Source organism: Parasphingomonas zepuensis (assembly GCF_036663735.1).
Taxonomy (GTDB): Bacteria; Pseudomonadota; Alphaproteobacteria; order Sphingomonadales; family Sphingomonadaceae; genus Sphingomonas.
This window is the reverse complement of the sequence record NZ_JAXOJO010000001.1, coordinates 222960-237953: the sequence shown is the minus strand read 5'-3', so window position 1 is coordinate 237953 and position 14994 is coordinate 222960. Positions and strand designations below refer to the sequence as shown.

18 protein-coding genes are annotated in these 14994 nt (G+C 65.5%); 11 read left to right on the top strand and 7 right to left on the bottom strand.

Features of this window, described 5'->3' with window-relative positions; genetic code table 11:
• Window positions 1-4 precede the first annotated feature (4 nt).
• The gene (locus tag U1769_RS01150) at window positions 5-601 is read left to right on the top strand and encodes an immunity 53 family protein (RefSeq protein ID WP_332710967.1); all 597 of its coding nucleotides are present in this window, start codon (window positions 5-7) and stop codon (window positions 599-601) included.
• A gap of 58 nt (window positions 602-659) precedes the next feature.
• On the opposite strand, the gene U1769_RS01145 is transcribed toward U1769_RS01150, so the two are convergent.
• Window positions 660-1850 carry an FAD-dependent monooxygenase gene (locus U1769_RS01145; protein ID WP_332710965.1) on the bottom strand — a complete coding sequence of 397 codons (1191 nt, stop codon included), beginning with the start codon at window positions 1848-1850 and terminating at the stop codon, window positions 660-662.
• Window positions 1851-1895: 45 nt separating this feature from the next.
• Between U1769_RS01145 and U1769_RS01140 the strand changes: the two genes are divergently transcribed.
• The 3 genes from U1769_RS01140 to U1769_RS01130 all read left to right on the top strand — a co-directional run bounded on the left by U1769_RS01140 (window position 1896) and on the right by U1769_RS01130 (window position 4176).
• Window positions 1896-2534, top strand: coding sequence for a TetR/AcrR family transcriptional regulator (locus U1769_RS01140; protein ID WP_332710963.1), 639 nt, complete (start codon window positions 1896-1898; stop codon window positions 2532-2534).
• 211 nt (window positions 2535-2745) lie between these two features.
• Window positions 2746-3252, top strand: a complete 507-nt coding sequence (locus tag U1769_RS01135) for a hypothetical protein (RefSeq protein ID WP_332710962.1) — start codon at window positions 2746-2748, stop codon at window positions 3250-3252.
• A 471-nt stretch (window positions 3253-3723) separates the two neighbouring features.
• Window positions 3724-4176: a hypothetical protein gene (locus U1769_RS01130; RefSeq protein WP_332710960.1), complete on the top strand. Its 453-nt coding sequence runs from the start codon at window positions 3724-3726 to the stop codon at window positions 4174-4176.
• Window positions 4177-4474: 298 nt separating this feature from the next.
• Here U1769_RS01130 and U1769_RS01125 read toward each other — a convergent pair whose 3' ends face one another.
• Complete coding sequence (locus tag U1769_RS01125; protein WP_332710958.1) at window positions 4475-5371, bottom strand: LysR family transcriptional regulator; 897 nt, start codon at window positions 5369-5371, stop codon at window positions 4475-4477.
• A gap of 280 nt (window positions 5372-5651) precedes the next feature.
• Between U1769_RS01125 and U1769_RS01120 the strand changes: the two genes are divergently transcribed.
• The 3 genes from U1769_RS01120 to U1769_RS01110 all read left to right on the top strand — a co-directional run bounded on the left by U1769_RS01120 (window position 5652) and on the right by U1769_RS01110 (window position 7685).
• On the top strand, window positions 5652-6386 hold the full coding sequence (locus U1769_RS01120) for an SDR family NAD(P)-dependent oxidoreductase (RefSeq protein ID WP_332710956.1): 735 nt from the start codon (window positions 5652-5654) through the stop codon (window positions 6384-6386).
• Window positions 6387-6456: 70 nt separating this feature from the next.
• Window positions 6457-7059 carry an NADPH-dependent F420 reductase gene (locus U1769_RS01115; RefSeq protein WP_332710954.1) on the top strand — a complete coding sequence of 201 codons (603 nt, stop codon included), beginning with the start codon at window positions 6457-6459 and terminating at the stop codon, window positions 7057-7059.
• A gap of 194 nt (window positions 7060-7253) precedes the next feature.
• On the top strand, window positions 7254-7685 hold the full coding sequence (locus U1769_RS01110; RefSeq protein ID WP_332710952.1) for a hypothetical protein: 432 nt from the start codon (window positions 7254-7256) through the stop codon (window positions 7683-7685).
• A 66-nt stretch (window positions 7686-7751) separates the two neighbouring features.
• Here the strand turns inward: U1769_RS01110 and U1769_RS01105 are convergent, their stop codons facing one another.
• Window positions 7752-8045 (bottom strand): hypothetical protein, encoded by a 294-nt coding sequence (locus tag U1769_RS01105; protein WP_332710950.1) that lies wholly within the window; start codon window positions 8043-8045, stop codon window positions 7752-7754.
• Between the two features lie 262 nt (window positions 8046-8307).
• Between U1769_RS01105 and U1769_RS01100 the strand changes: the two genes are divergently transcribed.
• The 3 genes from U1769_RS01100 (at window position 8308) to U1769_RS01090 (ending at window position 12516) form a co-directional block, all read left to right on the top strand.
• Window positions 8308-9426 (top strand): aldose epimerase family protein, encoded by a 1119-nt coding sequence (locus tag U1769_RS01100; RefSeq protein ID WP_332710949.1) that lies wholly within the window; start codon window positions 8308-8310, stop codon window positions 9424-9426.
• Window positions 9427-9536: 110 nt separating this feature from the next.
• On the top strand, window positions 9537-12287 hold the full coding sequence (locus U1769_RS01095) for a DEAD/DEAH box helicase family protein (RefSeq protein WP_332710947.1): 2751 nt from the start codon (window positions 9537-9539) through the stop codon (window positions 12285-12287).
• Window positions 12288-12381: 94 nt separating this feature from the next.
• Window positions 12382-12516: a hypothetical protein gene (locus tag U1769_RS01090; RefSeq protein ID WP_332710946.1), complete on the top strand. Its 135-nt coding sequence runs from the start codon at window positions 12382-12384 to the stop codon at window positions 12514-12516.
• A gap of 43 nt (window positions 12517-12559) precedes the next feature.
• On the opposite strand, the gene U1769_RS01085 is transcribed toward U1769_RS01090, so the two are convergent.
• Together U1769_RS01085 and U1769_RS01080 are read right to left on the bottom strand one after the other, a co-directional pair.
• A complete protein-coding gene (locus U1769_RS01085) occupies window positions 12560-13054 on the bottom strand; it encodes an SRPBCC family protein (RefSeq protein ID WP_332710944.1) in 495 nt (164 codons plus the stop codon).
• A gap of 59 nt (window positions 13055-13113) precedes the next feature.
• Window positions 13114-13743 carry a retropepsin-like aspartic protease family protein gene (locus U1769_RS01080; protein WP_332710942.1) on the bottom strand — a complete coding sequence of 210 codons (630 nt, stop codon included), beginning with the start codon at window positions 13741-13743 and terminating at the stop codon, window positions 13114-13116.
• 396 nt (window positions 13744-14139) lie between these two features.
• Here U1769_RS01080 and U1769_RS01075 point away from each other — a divergent pair, with 396 nt between their 5' ends.
• Entirely contained in the window at window positions 14140-14331 is a 192-nt protein-coding gene (locus U1769_RS01075; protein ID WP_332710940.1) for a hypothetical protein, read from the top strand.
• Window positions 14332-14379: 48 nt separating this feature from the next.
• On the opposite strand, the gene U1769_RS01070 is transcribed toward U1769_RS01075, so the two are convergent.
• Both U1769_RS01070 and U1769_RS01065 read right to left on the bottom strand, forming a co-directional pair.
• Window positions 14380-14649 (bottom strand): GlsB/YeaQ/YmgE family stress response membrane protein, encoded by a 270-nt coding sequence (locus U1769_RS01070; protein WP_332710939.1) that lies wholly within the window; start codon window positions 14647-14649, stop codon window positions 14380-14382.
• 118 nt (window positions 14650-14767) lie between these two features.
• On the bottom strand, window positions 14768-14968 hold the full coding sequence (locus U1769_RS01065) for a DUF6771 family protein (protein WP_332710937.1): 201 nt from the start codon (window positions 14966-14968) through the stop codon (window positions 14768-14770).
• Window positions 14969-14994 lie beyond the last annotated feature (26 nt).

The window sequence follows — 14994 nt, the reverse complement described above, 5'->3', positions numbered from 1 at the left end:
GCGCATGGTGCGCGCAATGCGATCCATGCGCGTGCTCGGGCTGGTGCTGATGATGTTGGGCGTGCGCGTCGGTCATGCTCGAATCTCCGGATGCACGCTCTATATGGAGTCTGACATCATGTCAGGGTCAAGGGAGGGACTTCGGTCTGATCGCGGCATGCCGCTATGCCTCGTGCGTACGGTCGTCGTGGCAGAGAACGCGCCAATCTTCCGTACAGGGCCCAGTGATACATTCCCGATTGCGGACGGTTCTTCACTGGCCGATGTTGCTGCCATGGACGACGATAACTTCAGATGGTTGAGCGAGTGGTATTTGTCCCAATGCGATGATGATTGGGAACACTCCTACGGGGTGAAGATTGACACGCTCGACAACCCGGGCTGGTCGCTCAAAATCGATCTGACGGACACATCGTTAGCAGACAAGGCTTTCGAACGCGTCACATGCGGTGAGCCCAGCAACGACCTGGAGGAGTGGCGCCGGACGGGAAGCTGGTGGGTAGCGTCCTTGCAGGGCCGCACGTTCGAGGTGTCCTGCGGCCCACTCGACTTGTCAGCAGCCATAGGTATTTTTCGCCAGTGGGCTGAGCAGATCGCTTAGCGGTGAAGGGCTGCTATCGCCGCCTGTCGGCTCGAACGGCGCGACGCGGGAAATCCCGTCATAGATCGATCTCCCCCGCGCGGATCTTGCGGTTGCGCTCCTCCAGCTCGCCCTCGTCCGCGGGGAACAGCATCGCCATGCCGGCGGTCGCCGCGCTCTGCTGGACTTCCTCCACAAAGGGGCGAAGCTTCGTTTCATAGTCCCGAAACGCGGCGGCGTGATCGTCCGGATGGCGCTGAAGGGCATCGGCCAGCCGCGCCGCGCCAATCAGCGCCATCGATCCGCCCAGGCCAGCCACGGGGGATACGCAATATCCCGCGTCGCCGACCAGCGCGACGCGGCCTTTCGACCACGTCTTCATCCGGATCTGGTTCGCCTGGTCGAAGTAGAAGTCTCCATCGGCATCGAGGTGCGCGAGCATCTCCGGCACCTTCCAGCCCAGCCCCGCGAAGTGATCATGGATCAGGCGGCGCTGCTGTGCCTTGTCGCGAAAGTCATAGTCGATTTGCCGATCGGACCGGAAGGCGAGTGCGATGTCCGTGCGGTCGTCATAGCCGTTCAGCATGGCCGTCCGGCCGGGGACGCTGAACACCTGCGATCTGTTCGCCGGAACCAGGCCGGTCTCCGGCACCACCCGCAGGTAGAAATAGCCGCCCATATAATAGGACGCCCCGGCATCGTCGAACGCCAGCGATCGGGTGTTGGAGCGGTTGCCGTCGCACCCGAAGACCAACGCATAGTCGCCCTGCGAACCATCGTCGAACGAGACGGACACGCTCTCCGGGCCGTCGTCCAGGCGGGTGATGGAGCGGCCGAACAGCAGCTCGACCGAGCCGTCGATCGATGCGAACAGGATGTCGAGCAGATCGTCCCGGTGGATCTCGAAGCGGGCCGCCGTCAGGTCGTCCGGACGAGAGGCGGGCGTCAACCCGCCCAGGGTCGCGTCGTCCTCATCCTTGAACTCGAAGTCCCGCGGCGGGAGCGCCTTCGCTCGCACCACATCGATCATCCCCATGCGGGTGAGGATGCCGATCGTCTCTCCCTCGATGTCGACGGGGGTGCCGCCCCTGCGAAGGCACCTTGCGGCCTCGACGATCGTCACCCGATAGCCGAGCCGCGTCATCCAGAAGGCGGTGGCCAGGCCGGCGAAGCTCGCACCGCTGACCAGAACCGGGATTCGATCGGCGGTCGCGGCCGAGGAGACGGAGCTTGACGGATCGACCATGGTTACCTCAATTTCGGATGCCATTAAGTAGACTCAATACATAAATATACTGAGTATAGAAAGCAAGCCATGCCACAACCAGCCGAGAGACGAACGCGCAAGCGGCTGATTACCCGCCAGGCGATCTCCGACGTGGCGACCCGCCTCTTCTTCGAGCGCGGCTTCGATCAGGTGACGATCGACGAGATCGCCGAGGCGGCCGATGTGGGGCGGATGACGGTGTTCAACCATTTCCCCCGCAAGGAGGACATGTTCTTCGATCGGGAGCAGGAGATCCGCGACGTCGCCTTCGCGGCCATCAAGGGGCGCGGCGCTGGTACCTCGCCCGTCCAGGCGCTCAGGTCGCTGGCGCATCGGCTGGTCGAGCAGCCGGATCCATCCTTCCCGCTTTTCCGCGGCACCTATCTGTTCGTCGAAACGGCGCTCGCCAGCGAGACCCTGAAGGCGCGCGCCCGCCAGATGCGCGACGATTTCGTGCGCGCGCTGGCCGCCGCCCTGGCCGATGCCGCCGCGCGCCCGCACGATGATCCGAACGCCCATCTCGCCGCGGGACTGGTCGCCGCGGTCTGGACCGTGGCGTTCACCCAGGCGCATGAAGCTGTCGGCCGGACGCAGGACCCGAACGAGGCGAACCGCATCTTCCTGGCGCTGATCGACAGGGGGACTGCGGGCGTCGAGGCGGCGCTGGCCGGTACGGCCTATGCCTGAGCGGCGGCCGCGGTGCGTCCGGCGATACCGTGGCGAGGGAAGGGGCCTTAGAGGTTCGTTGTCAGCTACGCGCCCTAAATACCGCCGTTCGACGACAGGCTCCGTCATCCCGAAAGCCGCCATTCGTCCAGTTGAGCGCGTGCCCGGGCATTGCGGCGGGGAGAAGTCCCGCTAGTCTGGCAAAGGTCTTCGGCGTGTTTTGGATGTGACGATGCGGTTCGCGATGGCCCTGGTTCTGATCCTGGCAATCGGCGGGGCGGCCGATGCCCGGCAGACACGCGCCATGCGTCATCTTCCCCCGGTATATGACGTGGCCGACCGGCTCATGCGGCACCCGCCGTTGCTAACGGCCAGCCGCCTGCCTGAGCATTACAAGCTGGGACGTTGCCGGCTCGACGTTCGGGGGCATACCTACATCGCCGGCCCATGTGCCTATTCCATATCCAGGGGCGGGGCCCTTGAATTTCACGGGCCGCATCAGGTGTTTGGCGGCGTCGACTATCGTCGACCCGGGATATTCGCGGAGGAGATTTCAACCGACTTTTTCGTCCAGGTCGATCACGAGCTGCTCGACAACGGCGCAATCGGGTCAGGATGGGAAGCGCATTGGAACGAGAACAAGCGCGCCACGCATGCGCAGAGCCAATTGGGCAAGGTAACGAAGCACGGGGCCTGCTACGTCAACAATGAGACTCGAATCTGTCTTTGGAAGCGATAAAACAAACCGTCAGGCAGAACTCGCCCGGAAGCGGCCGTTGGCGGTGACGCTACGCTCGCCGAGATGGGCCGACATGCGGCGTTCGGGGCCTTCCTAGCCATCGTCTGCTTCTTTGGCGCGCGGAGTGTTAGTCGCGCCTGATCGACGAAGGCCCGCTTTCCTCACCTTCCGTCGTTCGGCCGCAGCAGCGGGGTGCGTAACGCCTGAAAAAGGACCAGCAGCTATCAGGCGAAATGCTGTCAGGCCGCTATCGCCCCAATTCCAGCCGCGCTTGCTCAATAGCGGTCGTCCGTTCAGCCCCATCGTATGACGAATCGATCAAAAAGCCCGACAACCTCGTGCGGCATCCTGTTGGCTGCAGCGATCCTTGTCCTGCTCTTCGGAGGTTACGTGTCGTTCGCGTGGCTGGCGCCGGAGGTGTGACGTCTCCCGCCCACTGGCGCGCATGTATCGACATGCTATGATTTCGCCATGGAGAGCCGCTTCCGGCCTAACCGCCTTGACATATTCGCATTGGTGGCGGTGATCGTCACGTCGGCGCTTTTTCTCGATGCGGCCTTTGGCGCTGCCGAGATGTATACCAGCGTGCAAACGATTCCGGCATGGAAGCAGGCCGCAGGATGTTTTGGCTGGCTGGTCGCAACTTTTGGTCCAATCACGGTTTCCGTCGTGTTTTGGCGCTGGTCGAAGCGCTTTCGCAACGCCTGGATACTGCATCTGCTGATGCTTCCCGTCGCGTACGCGCTGGTGGCAGGCGGATGGTCCATAATGCTGTTTGCGCTGAATGTGAGCGACTTCGAGGATTCGATCGGAGGGCCGGTGTTACAAGCCATGGCTCTGTTTTTGCTTGCGGTGGCTGGTTATTACGTGGCTGTTTTATATCGGGTTTTTCGGAAGTATTCGCACCGGGCGACCGTCTCCTGATCAGCCAATCTCGGCCATGTTACGGCCTACGCCATACTTCCCGGCGGTCGCCCCGCTCACCGCCGAGTTTGTCTACGGATCGTCTTGCATGGGATCGGCGCGGACAGACTCGATCACCTTCAGTCTTCCTGTTCCCCGGCGAAGGCCGGGGCCAAGTCGGGGGACGATTTTGGCTAACGCTGGGCGTCGTTACAACAACCTTTCCAACTAGGCCCCGGCCTTCGCCGGGGAACAGGATGCTCACAAAATGCCGGCCGGCCCAACGCTCCCCCGCCACCCACCGCCGCACGCCCCCGCCTCAGTCGCGCGCCACGGACACCCCCGCAAAAAGCCCCCCGTACCCCGCAAGCCTGCGCGACACGAACTCCGTGAACAGCCGCACGCGCTTCGTCTTGCGCGTCTCCCCCTGGGTGAGCAGCCAGAGCGTGCCGTACAAATGCAGCTCAGTGCCCGGCACCCGCACCAGCAGCGGGTCGGCATCGCCGACAAAGCAGGGCAGCGTGGTGATCCCGATCCCTTGCCGCACAGCGACGATCTGTGCCCCGGCGTCCGTGGTCCTGAACGGATCCCCCGTGGTGCGGATCTCACCCGCGCTGGCCCAGTCCGGAATGCCGTGCATGCTGATCACGATCCACCGGATCGGATCGGGCGCGCCCGCGCGCCATGCGGCCAGCCGGTCGCGGGCCATATAGACGCCGCCGAACACCTCCGGTCCCTTCAGCCCGTGAAGATTGAGCGGCAGGGTCTTGCGGTCATAGACGACGCGGATCGCCACATCGGCCTCGCGGTTGGTCAGGTTCGCCAGCTCGCCGGACGACAGGATCTCCATTTCGATGTCCGGATTCAGGCGCGCGAAATCGGCGAAGTCGGGCATGAGCAGATGCGTCGCGACGGGCGGCGCCATCGTCACCCGCAAGAGCCCGCGCACGCCCTGGTCGCGCCCGAAGACGCGCGTCTCCAGCTGGTGCGACGATGCTTCCATCTGGTCCGCGAACTCCAGCACTTCCTCGCCCGCCGCCGTCAGGCGATATCCCGACGGCAGCTTTTCGAACATCTGCACGCCGAGCCGATCCTCGAGCTGGGCGATGCGGCGCAGAACGGTCGAATGGTTCACCCCCAGCCGCTCGGCAGCCGCCCGCACTGAGCCGCCACGCGCCACGGCGAGGAAATAGCGAACGTCATCCCAGTCGATCATGGTGCAATCCCGCACCGCACGGTGCGCCTCTCAAAGCCGGGTCCGACAGATCCAACACCCTCTCGTACCGGGGGTAGCACGGGCTGTCATCAACGGCTCATGCTGCCAGGCACTTCCCAATGCCGAACCGCGGACACCCATAGTCGCGGCCGTCGCCAGCCGTCGGGGTGGATCGATTACGCACCACCGATGTGCGCGCCTGCACACTCAACACCAGACGCCGGCAGTCCCATTTCGATTGTCTCGGGGACGTTCCCGAACGGAATTCGAAGGACACATCATGGGAAAGCTCGAAAATAAGGTAGCCGTCATCACGGGTGGATCGAGCGGCATGGCGCTGGCGAGCGCCCGGCGCTTCGTCGAGGAAGGCGCCTATGTCTTCATCACGGGCCGCCGGCAGGAGACGCTTGACGAGGCCGTCGCGCTGATCGGCCGCAACGTCACCGGCGTGCGCGGCGACGCGGCCAATCTCGACGATCTCGATCGCCTGTTCGATGCGGTCAGGCGGGAAAAAGGCAAGATCGACATCCTCTATGCGAGCGCCGGCATGGGCGAAGCCGTCCCGCTGGGCGAGATCACCGAGCAGCATTTCGATGCGGCGTTCGGCCTGAACACGCGCGGCACGCTGTTCACGGTGCAGAAGGCGCTGCCGCTGTTCAACGATGGCGGATCGATCTTCATGACTGGCTCGGTCGCCTCGGTGAAGGGCTTCCCCGGCTACGGCGTCTATGCGGCGAGCAAGGCGGCGCTGCGCTCCTTCGCCCGCACCTGGCTCAATGAGCTGAAGGACAGGAATATCCGGGTGAACGTGCTGAGCCCGGGCCCGATCGCCACGCCGATGCAGGATCAGGTCCTCACCCCGGAGGCGAAGCAGATGTTCGCATCCCTGATCCCGCGCGGCACGATGGGCCGTCCCGAGGAAATCGCGGCAGTCGCGCTGTTCCTCGCGTCGGACGATTCGAGCTTCGTGAACGGCGTGGAATTGTCGGTCGACGGCGGCTTCTCGGCGATCTGACATCGCGTCCTGATCCGCGAAACGGAAAGCCCGGCGCCGCTGAAGGCCGGGCACCTATCGGAGAAATATCATGCGCTATGCAATCATCGGATTCGGCAAGATCGGCCAGGCCCTCGCCCACGCCTTTGCCCGCAGGAACATCGACGTGACCGTCGCGAGCCGCCGCCCGGCCGAGGCGCTGGCGCCACAGGCCCGGGCGATCGGACCGGGAGTCGTCGCCAGGTCGCTTCAGGATGCGCTTCAGGCCGACACGATCTTCCTCGCGGTCCCGTTCGTGGAGCATGCCGCGGTTGGGAAGGCCCTGCCGGACTGGGAAGGCAAGACGATCGTCGACGTGACCAACACTTATGGCATCACCCCTGAAGAGCTGGACGGCCTCCCGTCCTCGGCCTTCGTCGCAAGGGCCTTCCCCGGCGCCAGGCTGGTGAAAGGGTTCAATCACCTGATCGCGGCCACCCTGGCCACCGATCCGGTCGTCAAGGGCGGCCACCGGGTCGTCTTCCTGTCGAGCGACGACGCGGACGCGGTCGCGCCCGTGGCGGATCTGGCCCGGCAGCTCGGCTTCGCCCCCGTCGCGCTGGGCAAGCTGGGCGAGGGCGGCGCCCTGGTCCACGCCCGTGGTCGCATCTGGGGCGCGCTGATCTTCCAGGATCTGTTCAAGATGGAGCAGTGAGCGGCGCGCGGCCCCGTGCTCCGGTCCCGGGCGCGGGTCGCGACCTGTTGGGCAAGGCCTGTCTTGCGCGATGAACGGGTGCTGCAAGGCACGTTCCGTGCATATTCAGCCCGTTAACCCCATATAGGTCCCAAGCCGGCACGGGCCGACGTCCATTCCGGACGTCTTCGCGCCCGCCCCCGAGGAGCAAATTCATGAAGACCCTGTTTGCCAAGGCGGGCCTCGCGCTCGCGCTCGGCGCCACCGCGCTCACCGTCGCCGTGCCTGCCCAGGCGCAGCGTTATGATCGCGGCTATCGCCATCATAACAATGGCGACACCGCGATCGTCGCCGGCATCGCTGGTCTCGCGATCGGCGCGGCTATTGCCTCCTCGGGTCGTAACGACGGCTATTACGAGCCGGATTATTATTATGACGGCGGCGGCTACGGCTATGGCTACGACCAGTATAGCTACCGCGATTACCGCCCGGTCTATCCGCAGCGTTATTACAACCAGCGTTACTACAGCCAGCGCTACTATAACGGGTATAACGGGTATAACGGGTATCGGAACAACGATCGCGGTCATTATCGGGGCGATGGCCGGCGTGACGGCGGTCGCGGCGGGCACCGCAACTACCGCTAATCCAGGCTACCGCTAATCCAGGCGCGAGCGGCGCGGGAAACTCCGGTTTCCCGCGCCGTTTTGCTGTCAGTAGTCGAAGAAGCGCTCGCCCCGGCCGCGCTTCAGGATCAGGGCCGTCGATCGTCCGGATACCCGCGCCGATGTCCGCTCATGATAGCCGATGCGCCGCCGCGGCGGATCGGCGCAGAACTTCCAGACGTACAGCGCCGCGTGGCTGAGGGCGATCAGCCCGTTCTTGGCGAACATCACGCCCAGCCAGGCCGGCAGCGCGACCGGGAACAGCAGGATGAACAGGCGCCGCGTCGATCTCCGCCATGATCGCGGCGATTCGAGGCGTGGTCCTGGCGGCGGTCCGGACATGGTCAGAGAGCCCTCAACGGAAATGGCACGAAACGGGCGATCTCCCCGTGTTGGAAATCTCGCCTCCAGGCTGCTTCCTATTTGAAATTCCGTAACAAATTGCCGACTCGATCTCCTTAAAAATGCCATAAAGCGCTGTCCGGATTCAGCTCTCCCGTGTACGGAAACCCCGGTTTTCCGGCCCTGTTGAAGCCCGTGCCGGATCGGCACACACTGGCGTCAACGGTTCGCCCCGGCGGCGAATCGACTGGAGGAGGGAAGGATGATTCGCGCCGCGCTGCTCGGCCTGCTGGCGCTCCCGCTGGCCGCCGCTTCGCCGTCGGGCCTCGATCGGCTCCCCTATGGCCGCACGGCTCAGGGCGAGCAGGTCGATCGCTTCACCCTCCGCAACGCCAACGGCGCGCGGCTCGGCGTGCTCACCCTGGGCGGCGTGATCGACGAGATCAGCGTGCCCGATCGCGCCGGGCGCTTCGCCAACGTCGTCCTCGCGCTGCCCGACGTCGCGGCGTACGAGGCAATGCCGACGGTCGGCGCGATCATCGGCCGCTACGCCAACCGCATCTCGCATGGCGGCTTCACGATCGACGGGATCCGCTATCCGCTCTCGCCCGATCCCGCCGCGATCGTATCGCATGGCGGCCGCCCCGGCTTCGCGTCGAAGGTCTGGCGGGCGGCCCCGTGCCAGGCCGCCGGCTGCCGCAGCCTGACGCTCAGCTACCACAGCGCCGACGGCGAGAACGGCTTTCCCGGCGCGCTCGACGTCGCGGTCACCTACACGCTGACCGACGACAATGCCGTACGCCTCGATTACGTCGCGACAACCACCAGGCCGACCGTGATCAACCTGACCAACCACAGCTATTTCAACCTGGGCGGGGACAGGATCGGCAGCATCGACGATCACTGGCTCCAGATCGCCGCCAACCGCTTCACCGCGATCGACGCGACCCGCAACGCGACCGGGGAGATCCGCCCGGTGGCCGGCACCGCGCTCGATCTGCGCAAGCTGACCCGGCTGGGCGAGCGCATTGCCTCGAACGATCCGCAGATCCTGCTCGGCAACGGCTTCGATCATAATTTCGTGTTGAACCGTCCGGCCGGCGATCCGCTCCCGGTCGGCGCGCGCGCCTGGGATCCGGCGAGCGGCCGCACGCTCGAAATGCGCACGACCGAGCCCGGGGTGCAGTTCTACACCGCCAACGGGTTCAACGGGAAACAGGCCGGCACGGGCGGCCGCATGCTGCGCCAGGGCGCCGGCTTCGCGCTGGAGACGCAGCATTTCCCCGACAGCCCGAACCAGCCGGCCTTCCCCTCGACCATATTGCGCCCCGGCGAAACCTTCCGCTCGACCACCTTGTACCGCTTCGGCGTACGGCGGTGATCCGCGCGTCGGGATTTCGCGCTCCGTAGCTCAGTCCGGCTGTATTTATTGCACGACGGGTCTGGCGGGGCTTGCGCGGGAAGGTGCCGCGACCGAGAAGCGGCCGACGCATGATATCGCATCTCAGCTTCACCGGCACTTGGCGCGATTATCAGGCCCGCATCCTGGCGGATGTCGATGCCCGACTGGCGGACGGACGCCTGCACGTCGTCGCAGCGCCAGGTTCAGGCAAGACGATGCTGGGGCTTGAAGTGATACGCCGGATCGGCCGCCCGACCCTCGTCCTCGCGCCGACCAACACGATCCGCAACCAGTGGGTGGACCGGCTGTGCCAGTCCTTTCTGCCCGCCCGCCCCGCTGCGCCCGATTGGGTGTCCTTGTCGCTCGGCGCACCGGCCGCGCTGACCGTGTGCACCTATCAGGCCCTGCACGCGGCCTGGGCCGGCCGGAGCGGCGAGGATGTGGAAGACGCCCACGAAGGCGAACTCCGGGAGCCCGACGAAGCTCAGCGCGATGAGGGCGTTTTCGCGCACCTCGTGCAGGCGCTGGCTGCGATCGGCCCGGTCACGATCGTGCTCGACGAGGCACATCATCTGCGGCGCGAGTGGTGGCGTGCCCTGCAGGCACTGGTGGCCGCGTTGCCGGAGCCGATCCTCGTCTCGCTGACCGCGACGCCGCCTTATGATGTCGAATTTGCCGAATGGCGCCGTTACGAAGAATTATGCGGTCCGATCAATGCGGAGATATCGGTCCCGGAACTGGTGCGGCACGGCAATCTCTGTCCGCACCAGGATTATCTCCACGTCTCCATCGCAACCGCGCCGGAAGCGGAGCGCATCGTCACGCGGCGCGACGGCCTGACGATGCTGTTCGATCGACTGCTGGCCGACCCGGTCTTTGCCGATAGTCTGTCCGATCATGGCTGGCTGATGGAACCGGGCGCCTATGAGGAGGATATCCTCGATGCTCCCGAATTCCTGTCGGCCATGCTGATCTTCCTGCGGGCTGCCGGGCGGCGGCCGCCACGCGCGCCACTGGCATTGCTCGGCGTCCGGCGCGGCGATGTGCCACCGCTTTCGCCGCGCTGGATGGAAACGTTGCTGGATGGCGTGCTGTTCGCGCATCGCGAGGCGTTCGCTTCTTTTCCGTGGTTCGATGGGTTGAAGGCCGATCTCCAGCGACTGGGCGCCATCGAGGGCGGGCATGTCCGGATCGGTGAAAGCGGCGCGCTGTTCACGCTGATGGCAAACAGCCTGGCCAAGCTCGACAGCATCGTCGCGATCGCGCGGGCGGAGGCTGAATCCCTGGGCGAGCGGTTGCGTATGGTCGTCCTGATCGATCTGGTGCGCGAGGGTGATCTGCCGCGCGGCGACGGGCTGCGGCCCGAACCGGCCAAGCTCGGGGTCGCCTCGATCTTCGATACGTTACGGCTCGCCGGCATCCCGGCGCGGCTCGGCGTGGTCAGCGGCTCCCTGGTCATCATACCGGCGGGAGCCGAGCCTGCTCTGGCGGAGGCGGCTGCGTGGTGCGGCGTCGCGGCTGAAGCAGTGCGCACCTCGTCACTCCCCGGATGCCCTGGCTATGTGCGCGTCCGTATTGCCGGTGCGGACGGCCATCGCATCGTCGCGGTCATTACGCGCCTATTCGCGATGGGGGCGATCAACCTGCTCACCGGCACCCAGGCGCTGCTGGGGGAGGGGTGGGACGCGCCGTCGATCAACACGCTGGTGCTGGCGAGCAATGTCGGCTCCTACATGATGTCGAACCAGATGCGGGGTCGGGCGATCCGGACCGATCCGGCCGATCCCGCCAAAGTGGCCAATATCTGGCACCTTGCGACCATCGTGCCCGACGCCCCGGGCATCGCGGCAGCCGCGCGGCGTAGCTTTGACTGGAGCGCCGAGATCCCGTCCGGCGATCCGATCGGGCGCGCGCTCGGGCCCGATATGGAATTGATGAAGCGCCGCTTCCGCGCCTTCGCCGGGATCGGCCGCGGCATAAGCGACACGATCGAAAGCGGGATGGATCGGCTTGGACTGGCCGGGCGATCATGGGATGCCGCGGCAGTCGCCGAACTGGATGCCGAGATGCTGGCCGATGCCGCTGACCGCAGCGCAGTCGCGGACAAATGGCAGCGGGCTATCGGGGGCACGGAGGATCGCCGGACGATGCGGCAGGTCAGCCGCCCGCGTTACGCGCCCCGTATGCTCGCGGTTGCGGATACGCTGGAATATCTCGTGCTCTCGGGGATCGGCGGCGCGATCTTTTCTGCGGGCAACGCGTTGCGTAACGCGAGCGCGACCGGGCTGGGTGGGCTGGTGATGCTCTTTGCCGGGCTGACGCTGCTCTACGCCCTGCCCCATCTTGCGAAAGCGGCATGGCTGCTGGTTCGCAACGGATCGCTCGAGCGCAGCATCGATCAGGTCGGGCTGGCGCTGCTCGACAGTTTCGAGGCGGCGGGCCTGATCGATTGGTCGGGCGCGTACGAAATCGTCGTAGATCGCTCGTTCAAGGGTGAGCGGCTGGTGACGTTGCTCGGCGCGGAACGCGTAGTCGAACGGCTGTTCCTTGATGCGCTGGCGGAGATTCTGGGGCCAGTGGAGAATCCGCGGTACCTGCTGGTGCGGGAAAGCTGGCTCGGCCGCTGGCTGCGCGTCGATTTCCATGCGGTGCCGACGGTGCTCGGCCAGCGCAAGGAGAGCGCCGAGATTTTTGCAGCGCGCTGGAAGGCGCGGGTCGGCCGGGGCTCGCTTGTCTATACCCGCACGGCCATGGGGCGGCGGACGCTACTTCGAGCGCGGGCCGGGTCCCTTGCCGCTGGTTTCCGCCGAACTGTCGATACCCAGTCGGCCTGGCGATAACGCGGCGGGGGAGACTATCACGCATTCGCGCGTTGGGCAGGCGGATAAACAGCCGGTGCCTTCATTGCCGCCGGGCCAACAGGAAGGACTCATCATGGCAGAGATCAACAGCGACGAAAAAGTGGTGGTCGCCAAGAGCAGCATCAACGTGGCGAACATCATCGCCGCCATCGCCCTGCTGCTGCTGGTGCTTGGCCTGCTGAAATATATCGGCGCCTCGCCCTTCTAACGGCGCCCGCCGCCCGCTCCCTCCGGGGAGCGGGCGAGGCGTTCTATGGCGTTGCCTCGGCCAGCGCCTTCATCGTCTCGATCGCGCCCTGGAAACGCGGTCCTATCCGTTCATATTGCGCCTTGCGCACGTCATCGGACGGCATCAGCGCCGAATCGTAGATCAGCGTGTAGATGATCCTGGACTGGCGCGGGCCGGCGGGCTCGACCGCCAGCGTCCCGTGATAGGCGAAGCCGGCCATGCCGCCCGCCGTCTGGCCATAGGTGTAGGAATGGGCAGTGCGCGCGATCATCGGTTCCTCGGTCACGCCGTTGAGCCGCCGCACCGTGCCGACATCGCCGCTGCCCGATCTGATCTCGCACGTCAGTTTCAGCCATTCCGCGATCGCGCAATAATCCCCGATCCGCCGCCACACCGCGTCGGCAGGTCGATCGACCAGGATTTCCTTGCGGATCACGACATAATCGGCCTCGGCCGCCGGGGCGGCCGTTCCGATCAGCAGGGCGGGCAGGGCAGCAACAAGGGCGCGGGCGATCATGCTTCCTCCAGGCGGTGTCGCGCCGGTCTATGGCGCTTCTCGGCCGGGCGGAAGGCGGCTTAGGTGTCGCCTTGCTTCACTGGCTGGGGATGGTTCGGCGTCAGGATCAGCGTACCGCCCTCGACTCGCCAGGATTTGAGCCGCGACAGGAAGTTCATCCCGATCACGTCGACATCGCCGAACGCGGGGGAAACGACCACCGCCAGCTCGCGCGCGACGATCGTGCCGAAGCGCAGTTCGGGGATCGTGCCGGTCTGCGCATTGACCGTGCCATTGGCCGTCCGCAGCACCACCGGAAAGGCCGCCTGCTTCACCGCGATTCCGGCAGCTACCGCGGTATCTTCCGACAGCGCGGTCACGGTCGCGCCACTGTCGACGAGCATGCGCCGCTCGACCCCGCCGATCCGCGCCCGCACCCAGAAATGCCCGTCGCGCGCCATGCGGATGCGCACTTCCTTGCCGACGACTTCCTGCCGATCAGTCTGCAACAGTCCGGCGATCTTGGCGACATAGGGATCGAAGCGCCCGCGATCCTGGATCAGCATCACCAATATCGCGCCCAGCATGCCCCACACGACCAGCGTGGTCAGCGTCCGCACGACCGACATGCGACGCCCGATCACCGCCGCGACGATCAGCCCGGCCAGCAGGAGATACAGCACATTGGTGCCGCCGAGATCGGGAGTCATCGTGCCTCTTCAGTTACCGTGCCGGGGGTGGAGGGTATGGCCCCCAGCCCATGTATGAAGCCTGACCGCGAATATCGACCACCGTCAGATATGAGCCTGGCCGACTAAACTGCGCAATTTATTGGGAACCGCTTAACGGGTTGGTGCGTATATCGCCCGCAACCGCATTGGGCTCACACCTGACGGGGGTAAGACCAGGCCGGATCGGACAGCATCCTTCGGCCTGGTCTTTCGTTCCCGCACCCTGCGCTCGCGTTCCCGAAATTCCCGTCCGTCGCGCCTTCGCCGCGTTTCGTCGATCCGGCGGCGCACGTCGCTTGATACGGCCAGCCGCCTGTGATTGGCGGGCTTGACCGGGGCGGGGGCCCGCGGCTGTTTCACGAGCGGGACAATCACATGTTCGAATCGATTGCCTTCACCTTTGGCCTCCTGACGAGCTTCGTGCTGTCGGGCGCCAGCCTCAACAACCGGTTGAAGCGGCCGCATCCGCCAATCCTGCTCTACATCGGCTATCTGTGCTGCGGCGTCTCTGCGGCGCTGTCGGCCGCGCTGTTCCTCTATGTCGCGCGCAGCTATCTCGCCGTCTGAACGGCAACGGGGCGGCTGCAGCCGCCCCGCGCCTCTTGCGAACGGCGGTTAACGAACCGAACCGCGCCGCACCAGATTGACGATCGCGAGCAGCACGACCGCGCCGAGCAGCGACACCAGGATCGTCGCGATGCTGTATCCGCCGCTGGTGATCGGCGGCACGCCGAGCAGCGGCGACACCAGGAAGCCGGCGAGTACTGCGCCGACGATGCCGACCACGACGTTCAGGAATATGCCCTGCTGCCCGTCGGTGCGCATCAGGATGCTGGCCAGCCAGCCGATCACGCCGCCGACGATCAAGAGAATAATGAGACTCATGCTTGCTCTCCCTCATTGGTGGACAGCGCGCGAGGCAATTGGCGGGGCGCGCCGGGGTCCTTGACCTATAGGCAGAACGACCGGAATCGCGGCGCGTTCCTCAATCCGGCGCAGGCAGTTACAACGCGAGCGGCAACTGGTTCGCGTCCTGGGTGGGTCCGCCGCCCAGTTCATCCAATATGTTCCGCGCCAGCGTTTCCGCCGCCCGTTCGCGCAGCCGCGGATCGCGTACGGTGATGCCGATCCTGGCCCAGGCCGGCGCGGCGAGGATGACCGGAATCAGGTCGGCGGGGACGAGGTCTGGGGCGAATCGGCTCATGCGGGCAAACTAGATCAAAACGGGAA